Here is an 18,314-nt window from a genome sequence, read left to right as displayed (position 1 = left end):
ATTAAAACATAACCTGTCTTAAAGTTCCTGCAATTGTATTTATTGTTCTAAAAATACCAGTTTGCCCAGAAGCATTATTGCCATTTGTATCGACTCTACCATCTTCATATAGGACAGACAATGCATGTGTACTGGCAATACCAGATACCACCCAATCTTTTATCTGACCAGAAATTCCAATAACTTCCTGAAATGTGCTATTGATGGCCACAATATTGCCAACTCCTAAGTTTCCATTGACAGAATAACCAGCTGCATATATCTTATTTCCAACTTGGACGAATGTACTATTATATACATTAGTTCGCCCGCTATTAGCCGAAGTAACACTACTATATCCACCGAACTGGACTTTTCTCACATCTCCAGATAATACTCCTCCTTGTAATTCAGGAGTTGTAATAAATGAAGTTACGCTTTTTCCTAATCTTCCATTTTCAGATGACCCCCAGAGATAGATTCTACCTCTAGAGATTGCAGCAGCCGCAGCATGGTATGATTGTGAAACAGCAATTTCCTCTATATTCTCTAGTGTTGGAATCTTTGTATAGCTATTCATATTAGTGCTATTACCTAATCCTAATTGTCCCCAGCCATTTGCTCCAGAACTAAAAACATCTCCATTTTGTAGCAATACTAGAGAAAAAGCTTGGAAGCTACCATTGGTTATATTAGTTGCGCCACCTATAGCTTTCTTTACATCTGATAAAGCATCGACTTTAACAGGTATGTTCCTTTGTGTTATATCTCCTAAGCCTAATTGTCCAACATTATTTGCACCCCATACCCACAGATCTCCATTCGAGTCTATAGCATATACTGATATTGGATTTGCAGATGGAAAAACGTCAACTATATTTTCTAATATTCCAACTCTAACTGGAGTTAATCTTTGAGTTGTAGTACTATCCCCAAGCTGTCCCCAAGCATTGTTTCCAACTGCATATAATATACCATTAGTTGACAAAAAATAAGAGTTATATATATCGCCACTGCTCCATCTGTTATTAAATATTTTTGATATTTTAATTCCATTTGTAACAAAATATTCTATCCTAGTTGCAATCGCTAAATTACTTGTATTTCCATGCCCAAGCTGCCCATTATTATTAAATCCCCAGCTATAAACATCCCCGCCTTGAGTTAAACCATAACTATGAACAGTACTAGAAAATATCTCAATAAATTTAATATCTTGAAAATTAGTATTAACACGATTTGGTAGGAATATATTAGAGCCATTAGGATCTCCGTTTTGAAACGAATTGCCGAGACCAACAGCTTTAATCGAACCATCAGCCATTAAAAATGTTCGAAAACTAAAACTGCCATGATCAACTATTGGTAGTTTCCATACTTTTTTTGCTAAACTCACACCATAATCCCTAATCTCTCTTACACCAGGCAATTCTCCACCAGTCCAAGCTAATCTCCTAGCTTGTATATGAAGCCTTTGTCCTTCTTTTCCAATAGGCAGCCTAACGGCATTTGAACCATCAAAAAAAATAATATCTCCGGCATCCTGTACAACTGTAGGTGAAAGTGCAACTAATCCCCAAAACCGTCCCTCTTCTGGTACAACCCCAGCAATATCATCTTTAGCAAAAAAAGCAGATCTATTAAAAAATACAACATCATCTTTCTGATACTGTATATCTTTCTTAAACTCTCCTCTCCAGTTGATCTTTATCTTATCTATATCGAAAAAAAACATTAAAAACTCATTATTAAATTTCCGTTTAAATCTATTTCGAATCCAACCTTAGGTGGTGCGACGGTCCAAAGCCCATAATCTATAATATTATAATCTCCAGAATCACTATCGAAAACTAAGTTGCTTCCATTACGAAAAAGCCCAACAAATAAAGGGATAGCACCTGCAAAAACATAACCATCTTCAGTAGGGTTAACTGCTAGTACAGATCCTGCCCTTCCAATCAGCGCTCTAGGCAGAGATAAACCATAGGTAGCTTCTAAGCTTTTAACTTCTGACGCAGAAGTAACAGCTTGGTTTGCAGCAGCTATTGCATCATCGGTCGCGCCAGAAATAGTCATCTCTAGATCGCTTCTTGCAGCTACAATCTCAGCCCTAGTGTCATCCAAAAAAATCTTTGAAGAATCAATCACACCCGTAGCGTTATCTAAAACATCATTAGCCCTAATCACTGCATCATTGCTAGCTTTTAAAGTTGTGCCAAGATCTGTAATCTTTAGTTCAAAATCGCTAAGACTAACAGCAATATCTGCATCTAACCTATCGAATGCACCTTTTAGTTGCTTTGCTATACTATTGATATCACCTCCTTCAGTCCTTACAATAACAGTGTTGTTGCCGTGAACTATATCGTGGAAGATATTAGAATCTGTTTGCTGTTTTGCAATTATTGCGCGAATATCATCTACAACACTCATAAAAATATACCTGATAAAGTTGCATGTAAAAAAGAATGGTAGGACTCAACTACAATATTTATATCCTCTAGCCTTAATATAGAAAGAAGATCTGCAATTTCATTATCGATTAAAGGCAGTGTTCTAATCTCAAGATTTGCCCTCACCATCCATGCATCTGCTCCTAAAAACTCGGTAGTATACTGCTCAAAAAATCTCGCTTCATGCTCCGTAAAACCAACCCCAGCTAATAAATCAATCTTAAAGAAAGCAGCTCCTTCCCTAGCTTTCCTGCGATACCACGACTCAAATAAAGCCATTTGACTCTGTTTTAATCTCCAGACAACAGAATTAATCTGTGTTGTAGAAGTAAATCTTCTCCTTTGTCTAGAGGGGCCAGAATCCATATCAGTACGCACTAAAGCATCATCTGGTCTAATCCTATATCCCTCTACTAAAGGTGATGGCAATGTAACTGGAAACTCAAGCATTACAAACCTCTAGATACTCCATAAACCCGCTCAAAAATAGGTCCTAATCCTCTGCCACTAGCAATATTTTGTCCTAAAGAACTTTCAATCTGCTCAATAATAATTTCCATCTCTAAATCTCCATTATTATCTCGTCTAGTCTCTGTATTAATACTAGCACCTGACGCATTATTCTGTATATTAACCCTTACATTGACTTCAGGTTTTTGTGTCCCACCTAAAGCTCCAAGCTGGCCTGGTGTCAAGACTGCTTCTCCTCTTCTTGCTATAATTGGAACTTCTCCTCTAACTAAACCTCCTTCATGGAATCTTTTAGCCCCTGCAAATAAAGATGGGTTTACTGCTCTTTTAGAAAAACTATCTTGTCCTATAATACCTCCTGTATGGGCAACTGCTACAGGGGAAGCTGAGAACAAACCTCCAATTGCTCCAGTTACCCCCTGCACTAAAGGTGTAATAATTGCTTGCCTGACAGCTATTCTTGCAATATCAGATATTATAGAATTTGCAAAAGATTTAAAACTAAACTGACCTTTAGTCACAAAATCCACTAAACTATTTTCTAGATTGCTTGTTGCAGCAGAAAAAGTAGACGTAATATCTCCGCTTGTATCTTTTGCAGTTTGTTCAACATCTTTAAATCCTTTAGATACATTATCTTTCCAACCTTCGAAATTTTCTAAATCTTTTTCTCTAGCTTCTATATTAGCAGTTAAAGCATCATTAACAGGGTTAGTAATATCATTTATTCCACCTATAGGTGTAGCAGTCTGTTGTAATAAATTATTTGTTTTTTCTAATTCCTTATTAAATTCCTCTCTATTCTCCTTCGCATCTACTGCTCTTTCTTCTTCATCAAAAAAAGATTTAACGAACTCGAAGCCTTTAAATGCTGCTAAACCTAATGCGGCAATAAGTGCAGTAGATTTTCCAATAGCTGATACTGCAACTTTAAAAGCAGTTACAGCACCAGTTGCAGCACCAGTAGTTGTAGTAAAGAATGCCATAGCAGCACTAGCAGCAGCTATTGCAGTAGATGTTGCAGATATTACAGTCTGTAAAGCAAATGCAGCTGCAAAAGCAGTAATCCCCTGTACAACTAAGTCTAAGTTCGCTATTAGTCCAGATAAAACACTACCTAATGTGACAATCACTCGACTAAGTACACTGCCTAAAACACTAGCCATCTGGCCTCCTGATGCAACAACATCTGCAAATTTAGATGCAACCTGATTCATAGCCTCGTTTAAGCCAGACGCACCAATATTTCGTGCTAATTTCTCTACATTATTTTGGATTCTCACAAATGCTCCTGCTACAGTATTAGCTTGAGCCTCTAATCCTCCGCCTAATGCATTTTGAGATAACTCAGTAACAGCCTTAGAGATAGCTTCAGCACTATTTTCAACAGTCCTGGTCATTCCTTGAAATTGTAGATTAATATTATCTCCTACTCTGGTTGCAATGATCCCAAAATTCCCTAAAGTATCGATACTGCCTTTAGTTGTATCTGCTATTGCAGTTGCAAAATCTATAGATGTTTTTTGAGTAGCAGCTGCAATATTTGCAAATGCAATCATCTGTTCAGAAGTTGGTTGTAGGCCAGCAGATCTAAGTCTGATAAAAGATTGTAGCAAATCGCTTAAAGGAACAGAAAATTCATCTGAGATTGCCTCTAACTGTCGAAATGCTAATTGTGACGCCTCTGTTGAACCAAGTAAACTAGTTATACTAGCATTTAAGGTTTGGAAGCTTTTATTAATCTCGATAACTCCTCGAAATGCAGAAGTTAACCCTTGTAAACCAAGATATGCACCTGCAAGACTAGCCGCCCTGCTTAGAGTATTATTGAATGTTGAGCTTACTCTATTTAAGGCTTGTAAATTTTTAGTTGAAACTTTAGAAGCACGATCTATACGATTAAAAGCTTGCTTTCCACCATCGCCAAGTTTTTTAAACTCAGACTTAATTTGATTTCCGCCTCGAGCTTGCAGCCTTACTGTTAATCTTTTCTCTTCCGCCATTATTCTTTTTACTTATTTTTTCTATTGCTTCTCTAATTCCAATCGCAACTTCTGGTAGTAACTCTGCCATTACTACCATATCATATCCAAGTTCTCTAGCCAGCTGCAAAGAACAATCTAATGGAAATCTATCTCTTATTTGAGATATTGTTTTCTCAGCGATATCGAAAGCCTCCCACCCTTCTATCGTCTGTAGATGATTCTCTATATATGGGCAAAAATTCCCATTCATACCTCTCCTTCCTTTAGAACAATCCGTGCCTATATTCTCACACTCAATACAATAATTTGCTCCTCCTGAAAAATGCCAAGATACCCTAGCTTTTATCTTTTTTTTTCTTCTTCCAAAAGATTCCTATACTCTGTATATTTAGTCCTAAAGTTTTCTGCTATTGTCCAATATCCTTTAAACAGCTCTTCTATAGCCTCATTAGAAACAGCTAATTCTTTTCCATCTTCTCCATATACTCCACTCCACTTCTCGATCCCAACAACAGCTAAACCTATGACAAGATATTCCTCTGCTATAGCTTCTCTCATGGATTTTTCTTCCAATTTTTTCTCTAACTTCTCTGTCTTAAACTCCTCCATTGCAGATTTTAAATTCTGCATCATATGTGCTTTCGCCTGACAGAAAACAGCAGTAGTACAAGGCCTGACAAAAAGCTTTACGCCTAATCCAACATCTATCCAATATTTCTCTTTTGGAAAATTAAGCTTAAGCATAACTGGCAACATCATTAGTTAAAGTAACTGTAAACATTTTAGTGAGATTAGGATCAGTCGCACCTTGAAATGCAAATGTTAAATCTATTCCTCCTTCTCCAGACACCTCTAAATTTGGAACCGGTAAAAACAAGCGATGAGCTGTCATTGTAAGCTTTCTAACATCATCGATTTTATATTCGAAATCTACAGCTATAGGTAATCCAGCAGTTGCTTTATCTAACAAAACTCGATCACTAAATCTTACTACAATCTCTCCAGTTAGAGAAGGTAACCCCTCATCTATACTATCTACTTTTCCATCACTTCTAATTGTCTCTACAGGCAACAATCCATTAGAGAATGTAAAATTCCCACTTAAAACCCTAGCTAAAGGAGTCCCTCCTTCATTGATTCCACCATTGAAGGCTGAGAAAAATCTCTCCTCTAATACAATAGGGTTAGGATCTACAGGAGCAACTATAACATCTTCTCCTTGAGCTAAAACATTAACTGTAGTTAATACTTGTCCAGTTCTCTGGAAATCAAATGCCATACTATTAACTTTTGCTCCATTAATTGATGTATATACAGGGATATTTGGGAAATGCTTTTCCAAAGTAAAACTAGGGAGCAAATTCTTTTCAGATATAAAAACATGTGTGAAGTTTCCACTTCCATCTGGAGTAGTTACAGGATCTCCAAGTAATGCTCTAAACCAAAAACCTATATATCTAAGATCAACAGGAACCACTATATCGCCACTTACAGTAGTTGCATCTTTAAAAGGTTCACTAACCTTTCTACCTTGCCCTGCTAGATTTGCAAAAATTAAAGATTGTTCCTTTCCTATACTATTTGTTGTATATAAAGGCTGTATATATGTACCGGCAGCAGGAACAACTCCATAACTACCCTCAAAAGCCATCGCTGTCTTAGCGAAAATTCCATATTCATTTGCCATGATTTTTTTTATAAATAATATTGTAAAGAAATTTCTAAAGTCACAATTTTAATTGCTATTCCATCATCTCCAACCTCTAAAGTAAATACAGGCACGCCAAAGAAAAAACCCTCTACAAGTCCATCAAATAAGCTCTCTTTAGGTGATAATACATCCACTACAGATTTAAGTAAATCACTAGATTTTTGATCTCTAGTTGCAGCATCTATCGACTGTACAAGAATATCCAGCTGTACACGATGAGTATATAAGACCGTTTCTTCTGCAGAAGATAATATATACTCAGGTGCATCTATCGTCCCATCCTTTATCAGCACAATACCAGTCTCAGGCATAGAAACTCCAAGAACATGGTTCTTAAGGATTAACACTTCTGGCAATGCATCTGCAAGAAAGATATGAAGCTTTTTTAATATTTGTTCTATTTTTTCTACTTCCATTTTCCAACTATTAATCCTGCTAATTTTCTTTCCCAAATTGAGACTATGCCATCAAAATCTAGTTTTTTCCTAATCTTAACTTCTGGTACTAAAGTATATAATACCTTGTCTCCAGATAGTAAAATCGCTAAATCTCTCTTAAGAGAAACAAACTCTAAATTATCAGTAACCTCTCTAGGTGATTTCTTCCTTCCTCTACCTGTAGTTGGCGCATCTTCTGTTGGAATAGTTAACCATTTTGAATTTTTTCCTTTAATGATTGCTCCAAATGCATGAGACTGAAGGATGCGTTCAGCTCTAGTAGAGATATATGCACTAGATCCAGTACTCGGCCTTCTTGGAAAAAATTGCACTTTCCAAGATTTAGACAAATTTGCCCCTAATTTAGCCTTGATAGTTTCTCTTGCTAATGTCCTTTTTAAACCATTCCCAGCTGCTTTAACCCCAGCTGTTACAGCCTTTCTAGCAGATTGAACTTCTCTAACAACATCCCATGTAAACTCTTGTTTAATGTCAAATTGTAGCATCTATCCTCTCTAATGGAACCCTCCAAACATTGTCATCTGCAATCTTTTGTGCTTCTCCCAACACCCTATATTGCTCATCTTGTATAGAAAATATCCCATCTTGTGGAACTATCTTTAATTCTGCAACTTGCACATCTAAGGTCTTAGTAGTATCTCCAATATTAATAGAAAGATTATCATAATCTAAAAATCTCTCAGGGGTGCGAAAAATACACAGGATCTCCTTTTCTTCATCTGCACAAGCAAACTTAACGATAATCCCAAAGCTAGAAAACATCCGAGCAATAGCCATATTAAAAAATATGTTTTTCATACAACAGTAGCAGCTAAAGATGCATTAGGTCTCATTGGCACAATCATAGGTGCTGATTGCATAAGCATCATATGACGGGACGGATCATGTTCCTCCCAAGATTTTACATAAAAATCTCTAGCTTGTAATCCAGAAGATATATCTTCAATAGCTCCATAGATTCTAGTGCCTCTTAATCCTTCTCTACTCACAACCAATACTGTATTATCAGGTAAAAATCCACGACTCACACCACCTTCATCTGAATATTTTCCAGCATAAACATAAAAATTCATATCAGCTATAGAACCTACATATTGCGCTTGGCCTTCTCCTTCTTCAAAAGTAACCGGTTCTGCAGATAAACTATTAGTTGTTCCTCTTCTAATTTCTAAAAGACCAACTACAAGCTGAGATTGTCTAAATAATTTCCAAGCCTTTCTATCCATTACAATTGTTCTTGCAGCTGTACCAGACTTATCTTGTACTAAGCTAACCCAGTCTTCTATCATTTCTAACGGATTAACACCTGTACTACCCCAACTATTGGTACCTGATAAAGAGATGTTAAGTGCTGAGTCTCTTCCAAAATTAATGGATTTTCCTCTGTGGCTATCTGTACCCTTAATCGTAATTTTTCCATTAATTAAAGCTTGAGATGCAAAATACTCCTCTCTTCTTTTTAAGTTAGCTAATTGATCTGTTAAAGCCTGATTAATAGCGAGCTCTAGTCTATTTTGTCTTGTAAACTCACCTCCAACTCTTTCTCCAGCCACTCTTTTTCCTGCTCTCTCTGGGCTAAATAATCTTAAATCCTTTACATATGCAGGAGATATTTGGAATGTCTGAAATCCTGGGTTTTCTAGAACTTTAGCAGCAATATCAGGATCAACTAATGGTGCTAATCTCTCACTACCTTTTAGAACATCAAATGTAATTGTTTCGCTATCCTGTATTTCTTGAGCAGCAAAAAATGTATCTAATAAGAAAAACGAAGGTCTCTTTAAATATGCTACTGCTGTAGCTAGAGTTGTTGTATCGAATATGTTCATATATTACCTATAATTTTATATTTTCTTTTAAGAATATCGCTCTTCCTTCTTGGATAAACCCAGCCTCAACAGAAGCGAGAGTATGCCCTTCTCCAAAAGATAAAGCATTTGAGTTAAATACACCTGCAAAATAGATATTTGCGTCTTTATCATCAGAAGATGCATCCACGTCATTTCCTAATATTGCAACAGGTTTCTGTGAACCATCAGTAGCAGCAGATAGGCTTAATTTGTATTTACCATCTGCATCTACACCTAGAACTGCGCCTCTTGTTAAGTTTCCTCCAGTTACAATATGTATTTTACTAAAAAATATATTCGATGGAGCAGCAATAAGATTGTCATATCTTAACTCTCCTAAATCTTTAAATTCTGCCATTATTTTTTACCTTTAATTTTGTTATTACTTAATTCTGCTATTCTTTTTCCAATCTCTAAACTCATATCTTTTTCCTCAATAGTTGGAACTATCTCTGGATTTTCTAATTCTCCCATTACAGCTAAAAATTTAGCATTTTCCTCCTTAGGAGCATAAGACATGAATCTTAAGACAGTCTCTAAAGAATCATTAGCATCAAATGCCAACTTCTTAGCTAGCTCGTTTTTATCAGACTTTGCTCCTTCTGCTAGAATAGCTTTAATTCTGGCTTTTTCAAGTTCAGCCCCTTTCTTTAAAAGAATATCTTCATCAAGAGATGAATTTTCTTTAATATTTTCATTCATTATATTACCATTAATGTTAGTTAATAATTGGTCAAAACTACTGACTTCATCGACCATTCCGCGAGTTAGTGCCTCCTTGCCAATAAAGACATCCCCTGCACCAAATCTGTCATCAATATCTAATAGAGAAATATCTCTATATTTAGCTATCGAATTTAAAAAGACACTTGCAATATCGTCAATCCTAGCTTGGAGTTTCGCTTTTCCTTCTTCTGTATCAGTACTAAGACGCTTATTTGGGGTTTGGCTAGAGACAATTTCTGTTACTTCTTCTTTTTTATTCTCATATATCCCAATAACCCCTATTGATCCGATATTGCTAGTTGGATTAACAACTATTTTATCTGCTGCAGCTGCAATCCAATATGCTCCAGATGCTACATCTCCTGATGCATAGGCTGTAATTGGCTTAATTCCTCTCCTGCTGTATATATATTCAGATACCTCAAGGCACCCATTAACCTCACCTCCTGGCGAATCAATATCCAATATAATACTATCAATAGTAGAGTCTGTGATACAAGAATCAAATTCATTGAGAATTTTCTCATAAGAAGTAGCACCACTTACAGTCGTAAACATATTAGCGTATCTAAACAATGGACCACGTATAGGCAATACAGCTATCCCATCTGAAACAGTCATTTTGTGAGTATTCTGCAACTCCCTTCCAAGCTTTGCAGCAACAGCCTCAACAGATTCATTCTCTCGGTTAGAAATTGTTAAGATTTGCTGTAATGCAGCATTAGTAATTGCCCAAATATCATACTTCTTCTTCCAAAACATCTTGTTCCTCTTCATTAGTTTCTTCTGTTATATCTATTTCTGGTTGTATAGCAGCTCCTGCCTCATTTAATGATAACCCTAATTCTTTAATCTTATTTTTTTCTCTGGATCTCTGCTCAAATACCTCAATCCAGTCTAGCCCTTGAGCTGCACATTCATCTTCATATGTGGAAATTCCAAGCTCTATTCTCATCTTTGCAGCTTGTACTTCCTTAACAGGGTCGATCCAACCTCTCCCAGCTCCGATCCATTTAGATCTAGTATAAGCATATTTATTTGCAAAAAACTCAGGTGCATCTATTAATCCCTTAGCCACTACTTCCTCAAAAAATAATTCATATATTGGCTGTAAAAAAGAAGAAATAAGCCATCTACGCCTACAAGCAAAATGTCTCCAACCCTCTAATAATGCTGCTCTAGCACTGGAGTAATTAGTCTTAGAAAAATCTTTTTCCAAGAGCTCATATGGAATATTTAGTCCAGTTGCGATATGTCTTAAAACATTCTCTACAAAATTACTATAAGCTGTATTAGGCCTACTTGGTGTAAAGGAAGATATCTTATCTCCTGGAAATACAGGTATTATAGCTCCGCCCTGCAGCTTAATATTAGACTCATTCCTAGCTTTTAAATATTCCTCAGTAGAGTCATCAAATAATGTTCTTAACTCGTCTCCACTCATAGGAGTCTCTACAAAAGCTGCAATCATCGCATTTACGATTGCTGCTTGCAATTCTGAACTCTCATATTCTCCAAGCATCTTAAAATTAGATAATACACTTGTTAGAACAGGTTTGCCTCTAGTTTGACCAGTTCTTTCCTTGTCATGAATATGTATAACCCTTAATCTCCCAAATACACCTCTTCTTGGAATCCTCTGCCACTCATTACGCTTTTGTAAAAGAAACTTATCTCCATCATGGTATTTTTGTATCCAATATGCCAGTGGAGTTCCATATGCCCCAATCTCAATTCCACCCCTTAATTTCTCAGTATCTGCTATATTATTAGGATTAGACAACCTATCAGCCTCTACTACTTGCAAAACAGTTGAGAATTTTCTAGATGGAAACCATAAAGGCAATATTAAAGCCTCTCCATTAAGTAAGCTAGACTTATACACTAGGCTTGTAATACCTGCAAAGTTCATCATTCTAGTAGCATCACATGTATCAGTATCAGCCCAAGATCTCCATAACATTTCTATCTTTTCTGCAAATTCTTCTGCCCAAACTTTATCTTTTCCAAGTGCTCTATAATCAGGAGTTGCAGATAGTCTAAATCCAGTCCCAACAACATTATCAACTAAAGTTTGTAATGCTCCAGCAGCAATCCCATTATTTCTAACAAGATCTCTAGATCTAGAAACTAAAGTATCTAGTTCTGGCAACAAATCTGAGTCAGCAGATCCCTTTCTTGGAAGCCAATTCCTTAGCTGTTTAGCATTTTTAGACGCTGAATCATGTGCTGTATCCTTAATTCTACTCACAATACATAACCCTTCTTGGTATTAATCCTTTAGCAATTGCAATAGAATTTTTCAACTGCAAGATATATCTCCTAAGCTCCATGGTGGATGCCTGTCTATAATTTACACTTCCATAACTGCCAACATTAACACTTACTTCTTTCTGTCCAAGCAAGAGTTTTTTTAATGCATCTTCTGCCTCGCTTAACTCTAATTCTAGCTCTTGTATAGTTTTTGTCATAAATACGGGTTATCCGATATAATTGGTTTTTTTTGTAAAAGACTTAGCTTATGTATCGCAATCTCTTTCTGCTTATTTTCAACTTTAAATTGAGTTGTTCTATTCTCTTTAGTTGGGAACTCTTTCTGAAATTCTAGAAAATGTTTCTCAGCAAATCTGTCTAAGCCATATATAGCAGCAGCTGCTCTAGCATATACTCTACAATCTAATGCCTCATTTCTTCTTCCAGGATCCTTCTCCCAATATGGTTTAGGAAAACCCTTTATAAATTTAATAACTCTTCTTTCTGAGGTTATTTGTTTAAAATATTCCTCCGGATATTCTGGGAAATGGCAAGCTCCAGCCGGAAAGGATTCTCCATTCTCAACCTCCTCTCTGGTCGGCCATTTAAGAGCAAGCCATCTATATAATTCTAATTTACCTATAGTTGAAGATGCTGTCCAAACCTTTAAACTTTTGGCTTTTGGGAACATCTTCACCTGCGTTGCATTTAAGATTAAGCTAGAGCTTCTATCAGATCCTCTAAGAGCTACCACAGTTCTAGGTGTAGGTGCTCTACTACCAGATGCTCCCCATGCAGCTTGTGAATATGTTCTTGCCCATATATATACATCTTGAGTTGCATATCCAGCATCAACTGCAAGAACACGTATAGGTAGCATCACACCACTCTCATGTTTAAACTCCTTATATAATATTTTAGCAAGTTTCTCCCAAGTTTCTTTTCTTGCAGTATCTCCCTGTATTATAAAATACTCGATACTCCAACTTTCTTTATTCCGTCCCCAAGCAACAACCTCACATTCAATCCTATCTTTTTGGACATCCGCACCAGCAGTTAAAAATAAACCACCTCTAGGTACTGTCCCAATTCGATATTGTTCTCTCTTAGCATATAACAACTCCCAGTCTGGAGCATCATTCTCTTCCTCAAATGGCTCTCCTAAAACAGTATTGACAAAACTTTTTTTTAAATCGCAATGCTTTTTCGTCTGCTCAAATATAATTGCAGCATCTGCCCAAGAAAACCATCCAGGTGGACTATACAAAGACGAAAGATGAAATCCTGCAATATTGCTACCTGGATTTGTTGCCACCCATTTTCCATTTTTTAACATATAGTTCTTGTGGTTCTCTACTATTTTTTCACAGCAGCTTTCACAACTCATGCTAACTTCTGTAGGCTTTCCTTCTGGCCATGAGAATCTATTAAAATCTATTCTTTGAAAATGATCACAGAACGGACATGGTACTAAAAAATATCTTTGGTCTGAATCTCCAAATTCTCTATATATCCGTGATAATCCCTTAATCGTAGGTGTACTAACTAGAAATACTTTTCGTCTTGCAGCAAATGTAGCACCTCTTCTCTCTGCTAATAGGATAGGATCTCCTTCTCCATCTACATCTCCTGGATATCCGTCTACCTCATCCATAAATAGATATCTAGCAGGCATGGATCTAAGCCCAACAGCTGAATTTGCACCTGCCATAACTAATACTCCTCCAGAAAATTCCTTTGTTAAAATCGTATTAGCAGAATCCCTAGATTTAGCTGGTTTAATCAGATTTCTAATAGCAGAGCTCTCTGTGATTAATGGATCTATTCTTTGCTTACTGCTTCTTTTAGCCATATCTACAGTCGGTGATATCGACATCATAGGACCTGGCGCCATATGTATTACATATCCAATCCAGTTGTTTCCAGCCTCAGTGCCTCCTACTTGAGCTCCCTTCATGAATACAACTTTTTGTACGTTAGAACCAGTACTTAAGCAATCCATTATCTCCCTTAAATACGGGGTTCTACTATTTCTCCATCTGCCAGCTTCAGATGCAGATTTCTGTGACAAAACTCGATATTTCTCAGCCCACTCAGATACACTAAGGCGTTCTTCAGGCTTTAAACCTTTAGCAAGAGCTTTATTAAGTCTAACTAACTCCTTTTTAGTTAGTTTCCTCCTGTTCATCTTCTCCCATCTGCAAAGAAAAAACCATAGATGTCTGTTCTTCTAGATTTTCTGCTACATATTTCTCTAAAATTACACCCATTTTATGTGCATCAATCCCTAAATCTGCAGACATTTGACCAGCAACACGGACAGACCAATTGAGCCATGAATTTCGAAGATCCCTAGAAAAACACAGAATATGTTTTTCAACTAATTCGCGATCATATAATCTATCATTCAGCTGTTTAAGCTTAAGATCATTAAGCTTCATCTTTAATATCTCGTTCTGAGTCTTGGCTTCCGCATAAGTTTTAGGTAACCGAAGCTCAGGAACAGCTTGATCTTCTTCCTCTCCATCTGAAAAAGAAAAATCCATCTCTATATTTTTGTCTAAATCTCCAACTACAGGCTCAGCATCTTTTGCTGTATCTATTTTCTGGCTTGTGGATTCGTCCCAAATCCTACTTGCTTCCTCAAAATCTATTAAGCCATCTTCCCCCATTGCAATCTTTCCACTACGGACCTCTCGTCCAATATGAGAAGTAGACAACCCCTTAAGTCTAGCAAATTCAGACTGGCTAACCCTCACTTTTTATTACTGCTGTTTTTAGTTGAGCCATCATTCCCTATTTTCCTCGTCATATTAACTAGAGATTTAAAAAAAACAGGCACACTTCGAGTCTTTCCTGCACAAGAAGGACCCAATCATTAAGATTCCATGTTTGTACGTGTCCTGACGGCGACGCAAGCTGTCAAGAAAAACACCATTCTCTCCCAAGCTTTCATCATTAATCTGCGGTTGTATATATCTTAGCGTCATATTTATTAGCTTTTTATTTTTTTTATATTATAACTTTCCTAACAACCAAATACTATTCAGCCATAGGTTGCAACCAGGAGCTTCCCCTTTATTTTTTTTGTTATAACAGATTTGTGTGAATTTTATATTTTTTGTCAGCAGGTCCGACGGGAAAGGAACAAAGTTATATATAGATACACTTCGTCACATTATACAGAAATACTACCATATTTTTTGTGCATTTTAAACAGTTTTTTTCAATTATTTTAATTTTTTTTCTTAGCTTAAAATATACCCTAGATTCTACTACTGCAATCCATCTATGTCATCTAACGAGAGACCAGTAGCTTTCGCTATAGTTTGTCTGTCTAATCCAAGAGCAAGCATGTTCCTTGCTGTTTTTTCTATACCTTTCTCTATTCCTTTCTCTATACCTTTCTCCATTCCTTTCTCTATCCCTCTTGCCTCTCCTAGCTGTATCCCTTCTTCTTTTCCCTTCTCCATTCCTTTCTCAAGGATTTCATCATATTGTTTTTTTAACTGTTGTTTCTTGTAATCTTCTACTGCACGATTATCCATAATCCTTTTAATTTCACGTTCATATTCAAATCTCTCATCTTCTGTCCAGTTAAATTGATATATCGCATCGAACGCCTTTTTAATTATCACATCATCTTTACTAAGTCTTTCTAGATGGTGATGATCTGTTTTTTTTGCATATTTAAAGAAATAGCACCATTTCTCAACAATCCCATCCAAGTCATCTATCTGAGTCTTATTAAACTTCTTAAGTTCAAGGAAAGTAAATGAGAAGTCTTTTAAATCCCTTGTGTGTGTTTTTCTATCTAAGATTACATGCCTTGACAAATATTCTTCCTTACCTGGAAATACATCATAATTCGCTATTGCTATGAAGATTACTTCTTTAAGATTTCTATACAATCCATCTTCTTCCTGTCCTTGATTCAGCTGCCGAGAATAAGCTTTTGCTGCATAGAATTGCGCTCTTTTCTCAAAACCCTCTTGAGGTGATACTTGCATCTCTACGATAATTTGTACCCCATTAGCATCTTCACATAGCACATCTACTAGACTTTGTTTTTTATATGCTATATCAGGATTTAGAATAGTTGAGAGAAACTTCACATCTTGTACCTTGTCATTACCTTCAAAGCCCAGAATATCATTAATAAAATGTATAAGTATATCCTTATGTTCTTCTGTGCCGAATAGCTTCTTAAAGGCTACATCATTCTTTGGATCTAAAAATTGTGGTAAATTCATCTGTTCCTCTCTATCATATTGTCTATTACATCTCCAATCTTGCGTGGCATATCATCTGCATTATCTTTATCATCTGCAGAAGAAATAGCTTTATTTTGTTCTTGCAATATCCCCTTAGCAATAGCATCAGCTAATCTCTTCGCCTTCCTTTTCTCCTGCAAACGAATCTTAGCTTTAGCTTCTTTATCTGTCAACTGTGCTCTAGAAGGCAATGTTAATTTCGGTATATCCTCAGGGTTTGGAGCGTTTTTATCAGTAACAAACGTAAAATAGATATCTACGACCTTACGTTTGTTTTTTATTTCTACAAAATTAAGATCAATTTCTGGATGATACTTGTTAATTTCGTTAACAGCTACTGCAATTGTTTTACGTTTAAAATCTCTATACTCTTGTAATTTAGGACCTACATTAAAAATTTTCCGTAAAGATTCTACTGATATGGAAAGCCATCCATTTTTTTTGTAACCTTGAATTAATTCATACAATCGAATTGTATAAAAACTACGAAATTTAATTAAATCTTCTAACTTGTACAATGTATAACGTTGAGCTCCTTGTCTAAGATACGGCAAGATTTTATCTGTAAGAGTAATATTTAATTCTCCACTACCTTCTGTATATTTAGCTTCTTCACAAAAATTAACAATATGTTGTTTTGTATCATCCGATAAATCTATATTTAATGCAGTAAGAAGTTTAATAGATTTTCTTAAAATGGTATAACAATGATTTAACTTTATTCCGAATAAATTACTCAATTCCAAAGCGTTAATAGAAAAATCCTTTCTCATTTTTTCTAAAGGCAATAACCTTCCTTCAATATCTATACTAATAACTTTTGGTATTATTGTTAATGTAACTTTGTAATCATTACAAGAATAACCAATGAATCTTGCTTTTGTAAGCTGGGCTTTTTTATATATCTTTTTAAATTCCTTTTTTAAGCTAATTTCATTCATACTAAAAACTACTTCATTACCACTCCAAAAAAGTCACATTTCATAATTAAACACTTCATTATATCTAGTATACTTAGATATTATTAGTACTAATAAATATACTTTTATTTATCTATTAATAGTAACTATACTGCCAATAACACTCAATAATGATCAAATATGAATCATATTCTTCTTATAAATTATTCACATTGCTATGTGAAATCGTATACGAAAAAGTCACATTTGACTACAAAAAAGTCACATTTGACTCCATATAGGTCACATTTGACTCCATATAGGTCACATTACATCTTCCGCAGCCCGCATCAGGCCTAGGTTTTCAGGTACCTAGAATATATAGAATGTTTAGAACATAATAGAATGTTGTAGAAGAGCGCGCATGCGCGCGCGAGGAAAAACTTCAAAAATTCCTCATCAGTCCTGACATACAAACAAAAAAAAACAATGCGGATAAAAAAATCGACGCACAATCATCTCGACCAACTCAAACAATCTTTCTCCTCCTGCAAAGAAAAATAGCAGAAAAAGAAATATGTTATGTCATCTATATCAAGCTAACTAAAACTTTACTCCAAATATATCATATTACAGCTTTAGAGATACGTACATTGACGAAACTATGTCTTTTGGTAAAAATCATCCACATACCACTTAAAATAATACCAGAAGCTTTCTATGCCAAATCTACTTACCTAAAGATTAACAGATTAATACTTCCTGTAGACCTAATATGTCCATAAAGAAAAAGCAACTCCCAATTAGCAATATTAACCAATCGTTAACTTTTGGAATATATATAACATAATCGAAATTGCATCTGCCTCATTATCATCAACAGGATTAAAACCAATTTTCTTAACAGCTGCAACAATAGATTCTTTTTTTGCATTCCCCTTACCAGCAATATGCTTTTTAATCGTAGTAACCGGTACCGATTCATAAGAAATCGCCTCCTGTACACAAAATGTAAGCAATATAGCAAGATATCCACCATATACATGAGCAGCAGTAGTTCCAACATGTCTACGTACTTCCTCGAAATATATCTCATTGACAGAATATTTAAGACATGTTTTCTCTAGAAATTCCCTAAATCTAAGATATTTTCTATTTGGATCCTCTAATCGTTTCGACGTAAAATCGACGGTTCCACTGCAGATGTATTTTCCTCCTGCAAGAGAAATAGAAAACCCAGTCTTGGTTCCTAGAT

20 protein-coding genes are annotated in these 18,314 nt (G+C 35.7%); all 20 read right to left on the bottom strand.

Features of this window, described 5'->3' with window-relative positions; genetic code table 11:
- Nucleotide 1: 1 nt before the first annotated feature.
- Nucleotides 2–1,714: an RCC1 domain-containing protein gene (locus IHI24_RS04380; RefSeq protein ID WP_194966849.1), complete on the bottom strand. Its 1,713-nt coding sequence runs from the start codon at nt 1,712–1,714 to the stop codon at nt 2–4.
- Nucleotides 1,714–2,412 (bottom strand): hypothetical protein, encoded by a 699-nt coding sequence (locus tag IHI24_RS04375; protein WP_194966848.1) that lies wholly within the window; start codon nt 2,410–2,412, stop codon nt 1,714–1,716. Before IHI24_RS04375 ends, IHI24_RS04380 begins: the two co-directional genes overlap by 1 nt.
- On the bottom strand, nt 2,409–2,882 hold the full coding sequence (locus IHI24_RS04370; protein ID WP_194966847.1) for a hypothetical protein: 474 nt from the start codon (nt 2,880–2,882) through the stop codon (nt 2,409–2,411). The genes IHI24_RS04375 and IHI24_RS04370 overlap by 4 nt, the downstream gene beginning before the upstream one ends.
- Nucleotides 2,882–4,906 (bottom strand): phage tail tape measure C-terminal domain-containing protein, encoded by a 2,025-nt coding sequence (locus IHI24_RS04365; protein WP_194966846.1) that lies wholly within the window; start codon nt 4,904–4,906, stop codon nt 2,882–2,884. Before IHI24_RS04365 ends, IHI24_RS04370 begins: the two co-directional genes overlap by 1 nt.
- Nucleotides 4,848–5,138, bottom strand: coding sequence for a hypothetical protein (locus IHI24_RS04360; RefSeq protein ID WP_194966845.1), 291 nt, complete (start codon nt 5,136–5,138; stop codon nt 4,848–4,850). Before IHI24_RS04360 ends, IHI24_RS04365 begins: the two co-directional genes overlap by 59 nt.
- A gap of 92 nt (nt 5,139–5,230) precedes the next feature.
- Entirely contained in the window at nt 5,231–5,647 is a 417-nt protein-coding gene (locus tag IHI24_RS04355; RefSeq protein ID WP_194966844.1) for a hypothetical protein, read from the bottom strand.
- A complete protein-coding gene (locus IHI24_RS04350; protein WP_194966843.1) occupies nt 5,625–6,575 on the bottom strand; it encodes a phage tail tube protein in 951 nt (316 codons plus the stop codon). Before IHI24_RS04350 ends, IHI24_RS04355 begins: the two co-directional genes overlap by 23 nt.
- An 8-nt stretch (nt 6,576–6,583) precedes the next feature.
- Nucleotides 6,584–7,015, bottom strand: a complete 432-nt coding sequence (locus IHI24_RS04345; RefSeq protein ID WP_194966842.1) for a hypothetical protein — start codon at nt 7,013–7,015, stop codon at nt 6,584–6,586.
- Nucleotides 7,006–7,542, bottom strand: a complete 537-nt coding sequence (locus IHI24_RS04340) for a DUF6441 family protein (RefSeq protein WP_194966841.1) — start codon at nt 7,540–7,542, stop codon at nt 7,006–7,008. The genes IHI24_RS04345 and IHI24_RS04340 overlap by 10 nt, the downstream gene beginning before the upstream one ends.
- A complete protein-coding gene (locus tag IHI24_RS04335; protein ID WP_194966840.1) occupies nt 7,529–7,855 on the bottom strand; it encodes a head-tail joining protein in 327 nt (108 codons plus the stop codon). Before IHI24_RS04335 ends, IHI24_RS04340 begins: the two co-directional genes overlap by 14 nt.
- Nucleotides 7,852–8,886 (bottom strand): major capsid protein, encoded by a 1,035-nt coding sequence (locus tag IHI24_RS04330; protein ID WP_194966839.1) that lies wholly within the window; start codon nt 8,884–8,886, stop codon nt 7,852–7,854. The genes IHI24_RS04335 and IHI24_RS04330 overlap by 4 nt, the downstream gene beginning before the upstream one ends.
- A gap of 7 nt (nt 8,887–8,893) precedes the next feature.
- Nucleotides 8,894–9,265, bottom strand: coding sequence for a head decoration protein (locus IHI24_RS04325; protein WP_194966838.1), 372 nt, complete (start codon nt 9,263–9,265; stop codon nt 8,894–8,896).
- A complete protein-coding gene (locus IHI24_RS04320) occupies nt 9,265–10,410 on the bottom strand; it encodes a S49 family peptidase (protein WP_194966837.1) in 1,146 nt (381 codons plus the stop codon). The genes IHI24_RS04325 and IHI24_RS04320 overlap by 1 nt, the downstream gene beginning before the upstream one ends.
- Nucleotides 10,373–11,884: a phage portal protein gene (locus tag IHI24_RS04315; protein ID WP_194966836.1), complete on the bottom strand. Its 1,512-nt coding sequence runs from the start codon at nt 11,882–11,884 to the stop codon at nt 10,373–10,375. The genes IHI24_RS04320 and IHI24_RS04315 overlap by 38 nt, the downstream gene beginning before the upstream one ends.
- Entirely contained in the window at nt 11,877–12,104 is a 228-nt protein-coding gene (gene gpW, locus IHI24_RS04310) for a gpW family head-tail joining protein (RefSeq protein ID WP_194966835.1), read from the bottom strand. The genes IHI24_RS04315 and gpW overlap by 8 nt, the downstream gene beginning before the upstream one ends.
- Complete coding sequence (locus IHI24_RS04305; protein ID WP_194966834.1) at nt 12,101–14,074, bottom strand: phage terminase large subunit family protein; 1,974 nt, start codon at nt 14,072–14,074, stop codon at nt 12,101–12,103. The genes gpW and IHI24_RS04305 overlap by 4 nt, the downstream gene beginning before the upstream one ends.
- Nucleotides 14,052–14,645 carry a hypothetical protein gene (locus IHI24_RS04300; protein ID WP_194966833.1) on the bottom strand — a complete coding sequence of 198 codons (594 nt, stop codon included), beginning with the start codon at nt 14,643–14,645 and terminating at the stop codon, nt 14,052–14,054. The genes IHI24_RS04305 and IHI24_RS04300 overlap by 23 nt, the downstream gene beginning before the upstream one ends.
- A 516-nt stretch (nt 14,646–15,161) precedes the next feature.
- Complete coding sequence (locus IHI24_RS04295) at nt 15,162–16,139, bottom strand: Rpn family recombination-promoting nuclease/putative transposase (protein ID WP_194966832.1); 978 nt, start codon at nt 16,137–16,139, stop codon at nt 15,162–15,164.
- Entirely contained in the window at nt 16,136–17,101 is a 966-nt protein-coding gene (locus IHI24_RS04290) for a replication initiation protein (RefSeq protein WP_194966831.1), read from the bottom strand. Before IHI24_RS04290 ends, IHI24_RS04295 begins: the two co-directional genes overlap by 4 nt.
- 770 nt (nt 17,102–17,871) lie before the next feature.
- On the bottom strand, nt 17,872–18,314 hold a 443-nt coding region (locus tag IHI24_RS04285; protein WP_194966830.1), incomplete at its 5' end, for a crossover junction endodeoxyribonuclease RuvC.

Source organism: Rickettsia endosymbiont of Cardiosporidium cionae, assembly GCF_015476335.1.
Classification (GTDB): Bacteria; Pseudomonadota; Alphaproteobacteria; order Rickettsiales; family Rickettsiaceae; genus JADHZC01.
This window is presented reverse-complemented; position numbering and strand designations above follow the sequence as displayed.